The sequence below is a fragment of the Thermodesulfobacteriota bacterium genome (assembly GCA_040756475.1).
Lineage (GTDB): Bacteria > Desulfobacterota > Deferrisomatia > Deferrisomatales > JACRMM01 > JBFLZB01.
Map to the genome: position 1 here is coordinate 1 of JBFLZB010000232.1, position 4,572 is coordinate 4,572.

2 protein-coding genes are annotated in these 4,572 nt (G+C 72.3%); both read right to left on the minus strand.

The annotated features are described in order from the left end of the window. Positions 1 to 1,612 (minus strand): hypothetical protein (locus AB1578_21135; GenBank protein ID MEW6490401.1); only part of this gene is annotated, 1,612 nt, incomplete at its 3' end. A gap of 8 nt (positions 1,613 to 1,620) precedes the next feature. Then, positions 1,621 to 4,572, minus strand: a 2,952-nt coding sequence (locus AB1578_21140; GenBank protein ID MEW6490402.1) for a hypothetical protein, incomplete at its 5' end; no start/stop codon positions are given.

Genomic DNA, 4,572 nt, shown 5'->3' on the forward strand with positions numbered 1-4,572 from the left:
CCTTGTCCACGGCCACCACCGCGTAGTGGTAGGTGAGGCCGGGGATGACCCGGGTGTCCACGAAGGAGAGCTCCCGGACCGTCTCGAAGGGGGCGGCCGAGAGGTCGGGCGCCCGGCCCTCCCCCCGATATATCCGGTAACCGTCGACGTCGGCAGAAGGACTCGGGTCCCAGGCGAGCTCGAGCTCTCGAGCCCACACCGGATCCGCGCGAATCCGCCCGGGAGGGGCGGGGGGCACGGGATCCAGCCCCACCGCCGGTCCGTCGCGGCTCGCCGTCCGGCCGCCCAGGCTCAGGGTGCCGGTGAGACCTGCGGTCGAGGGGCTGCCGCCTTCGGGGGCCCGTGTCCTCCCCACGTACACCCCGTCGTCGACCTCCTCCATCGCCACGGGCCCGGGCGTCACTCCCGGAAGGTGAAACGTGGCGGCGGCGTCCTGGGTGCCCCGCAGGGTGACGACGATCTCCTCCCCGGCGCCGTACAGGGACTTCGCCGCGGCCACGGAGGCCACCGAGAGCGCCGCCGCGGTCACGGCCACCTCCGGAGGCGACTGGCTCTCCAGGTCCCGACCCCGGCCGTCGGAGTACAGGGCCGTGACCGAGTAGCGGTAGCTCTGCCCGGAGCGGACGGTGGAGTCCAGGTGGGTGAGGTCGTAGAGCCGCTCCGCGGTGAGCCGCTCGAACCTCCCTGCACCGTCCGAGCCCTCCCGCCGATACACGAGGTAGCCCTGGTTGACTCCCCGCACCCGGGGGGGCTGCCAGGACAGGCGCACCCCCTCGGGGGTATAGGATGCCAGGAGGTCCTGGACGTCGTACCCCTTCCGATGGAGCCTGGTCACCAGCTCCACGGGGTCGTCGAGAACCACCACGAAGTTGTCCACCACGGCGTGGGCCAGGGGGACGTCGGCCCTGCGCCGGGCACGGGGAAGGTCTTTCTGCCCCGGATCTCCCCAGCGCACGATCGCGGCCTCGGAGAGCACCTGCCCGAAAGGCCAGGGAATCAGGTCGGAACGTCCTTCCCGGCGCCCATCCCCCCGTGTCCGGGCTTCCCCCGGGCCCGTGAGGGGCACGCTTCGCTCCCTTTGGAACCGTCGCGGCTCGGCCGTGACGAGGTTCCCGTCGACGTAGAGCTTGCAGGTCCCCGCCTCGTCGTCCCATACGAGGTCCACGTGGATCCACTGTCCGGGCGCCACGTCGCGACCGAGCGAAACCAGGGAGGTCGAGTAGGCGGGCCTCGGCCCTCCGTACCCCGGACGGGGGGGAGCGACCAGGAAGATGCCGGGCCGGCCGTCTGCCTCGGACTCCCAGGTCACCGAGAGTTCGAACACCAGGTGGCCGTCGGCGCTCCACAGGGCGAAGACGGCGCCCCGAGCTGCGGGATCTCCATCGGGGCGCCGCTGGAGGTCGAAGGAGATCATGCCGCGGGGCGACGTCTCCGCGGAGAGCGGCTGGACCGCGGGGCGATCGGGGTCCAGCTGGGTCCAGCCCTTCCCGCCGCGCCCCCCGGCGGGGCCGTGTTCGAACGGCTCCCGGATCGCCTCCCGGGCGGGGGCTGCGGCTGCGAAGGAGAGCGCCAGGGTCAGCGCTGCACTCAACGTGGAGATTCTCGATCCCATGGCTTGCCTCACTGGCCCGGGGCGATGCGGTGCCACCCGGTGGAGGTGCTGGTCTTGCGGTGGCAGTTGGTGGCCGGGTCCCAGGTCGCTGGGGTGTTGGCACCCATCAGGGGCAGGGTGAACAGGCCGCTTCGCCCCGTGTTGACACAGTTCGAGGTGAGGAGCGCGGGAAGCCCTGCCGCATGGGGCGAGTGGCACTTGGAGCACGTGAAGTCGTGCGCCTTGGCCCCCGGCACGCCCGTCCGGCCTCCGATCCCCCCCGTCGTGTACCAGGCGGAGTAGTCTCCTCCCCGCGCCGTGCTCCCCGGCGTGCCCCCATACCAGCCGCTGTTGTAGACCGTGGTGAAGAGCCAGGCGCCGGCTCCTCCGAAGCCCCAGGCCCCCACGTACTGCTGCCGGCCCATCCAGTCGGCTGCCCGGTTGGCGTCGAAGAGGTTGCGCTTGACGAAGCCGGTGCCTCCGAGGGTGGAATTGCTGTGCCCGTTGACGGTGCCGGCGCGCCACAGGCTCGAACCCGTGTAGAAGTCCATCCCGTTCACGTCCGTGCCGTGGCAGAGCAGGCACAGGCCGGCGGTCTCCTCGACCGTATCCATGGCCGCGTGGTTCGTGGGGTTGTTGCTGTTCTGGTCGATGAAGTAGCCGCCCTTGTCCCGCGCGGCCGCGCTCATGCGCGGCACCAGGTCGCCCGCGCTGCGGGCCCGGGTCGTGTAGGTGTAGACGGACCGGGCCGGAACGTCGGCCGGGTAGGGGTTGCCCGCCCACTTGCCCCGCAGCCAGGGCTTTCCCGTCATGGGACGGCCGTGGCCGCCCTCGAGGACGGGCTTCTCCTCGAGGGACCGGTTGAGGTCGTGCACGTCGTGGCAGAAGGAGCAGCGGATCTGCCCCGCCTGCTCCAGCACGGGGTTGGCGATCACGAAGCCGCTCGCGTCGACGTTGTTCGCGACGCTCGAGCTCTGGCCCGCCGGGTCGAAGGTGGCGGTGTGCACCGAGCTCACGCGCCGGGTCACGGAGGTGTCGTAGGCGTTCTGCCAGTACCCCGTTGTCCAGTCCGTCACCTTGGTGCCGTACGAGGAGTCGTAGATCCAGCCGTGGTTGTAGGTCTCTGCCGTGCCGTCGCCGTTGCCCGTGGGGAGCTGGGCCACGGGGTAGCCGGCGGGAGTGGACTTGGAGTTGTATCCCCACTCGCTGACCCTCGGAGACTGGCTGTCGTGGCAGCCCCAGCAGACCGCCGCCTCCGAGGTCCCCCGGGAGCTCGGGTCGTCGCCGCCCAGGTGGATGCGGTAGGGAAGGCCGAGCCGCGTCTGCATGTCGGCGCCGGTGAGCCGCCCGGAGGGATCCGACCAGCTGGCGGGGGGCAGGGGCAGTTCGAGGATGTCAGGCCGGCCGTTGGTGCTGTGCCGGATCGGGGCGTAGGTTCCCCCCGGGTGGCAGTCCGTGCAGGGCACTGCCGCGCCCTGGCTGCGGGTGTGGGAGACGACGAGCTGGTGGCAGTCCTGGCACGACAGCTGCGTGCTGGCATTCCACGTCGTGTTCGTGTGACACGCGGCCTGGTTGAGTCCGCTGCACGTGCCTCCGGGGGGCGCGTCGATGCCGCTGTCGCTCCAGGCCGCCGTCGGGCCCCCCGCGACGGTCTGCCGGAAGCTCACCTGCACGGTTCCGTCCCCGTGGAACCCCGTGTTCTTGCCCGCCCCATAGTGGCAGAGGGCGCAGGACGTGCCCGTCTTCGCGTGGCTCAGGTCGAGGTGCAGCAGGTGTCTGCCGACCTCGAGGGAGCTCGGCTTCCCGGCGAGGTCCGAGGGGGGGGCGCCCTGGAGCCACCCCCCGGCGGCCTCCCGATAGCCGTCCCGGGCCGCCGTGGTCCCGTGACAGGTGCCGCAGGCGGCGCTGCCCGGGGTGCCCCACACGGGGCTCGACCCGCCGTGGCAGCCCGTGACCCCCAGCGCGCCGAACCCGCTGCACGTGCCGTCGTCCACCCCGTCGGAGCCGGGGAGGGCGTTGAGCCCCCCGGCCCCGTCGAGGTCCCGGTAGATCACCGTCCCCCCCTGCTCGTAGGTGACCTCCGTCCCCGTGAGGACCGTCGGCCCCGCCGGGGCGGGGGTCTTGAAGCCGAGCTCGAGCACCCCGTTGGGGTGCGCGTTGGTATAGGCCGCCGCCGCCGCGCCGTGGCAGTTGGCGCACTCCGGCTGGCTCGAGGCGTGGGCTGCGTGGGACCCGCCCGCGGCGGCGTCGATCGGCGGGATGCCGTGGCACTCGCCGCAGCTCAGGCTGCTCCCGGAGACCACCGTCTTGATGTTCCCCGAAGAGACCGGGAGGGCGGTGGTGAGCTGGTCGGTGGTGGGGTGCCGCACCGCGGTCAGGGCGGCGCCGAGCTCGTCCCCCACGGTGGCTGTCGGGGAGATGTCGTAGACGACGTAGAGGACGACCGGGTCGGGGTAGGCCAGGGTGAGATCCGCGAAGTCCACCTCGGCCGTGCCGGCCGCTCCGAAGGTGCCGCTCCCGAGCAGCGCATCGGCCGGGTCCCAGACTCCGCTCCGGGTGCCCCCGTCGCCGTAGACGTGCACCCGGGAGACGTCTCCGTAGACGCTTCCGGTCCCCGCGCCCATCGTCCCCCCAAGCCGGAGCCCCTCCACGGCAACCGTCCCGGGGCCCGTCGCCTCGAAGGTGAGCCGGGCCATCACGGCGTCGCGCCGTCCCTGCGCGACGTTCTCGGCGGGACCTGGCGACACCGACACCGTGAAGGGGTCCTTGGGCGTGACGGCGACCAGGGTGCTCCCCGCGGCGGCCGGCCCCCAGCGGCCTGCGGCGTCCTTGCAGTCCACGTAGAGGGGCGTGTCGGCGGCCCACGCGGAGGCATCCACGGTCGCGGTGACCGCCTCGGCCGAAGAGCTGAAGGCCCCGTCCTGGGCGAGCATCGGGATCCCGGTCCCTTCCACACCCTCGGTCCCGACGAAGTACTCCGC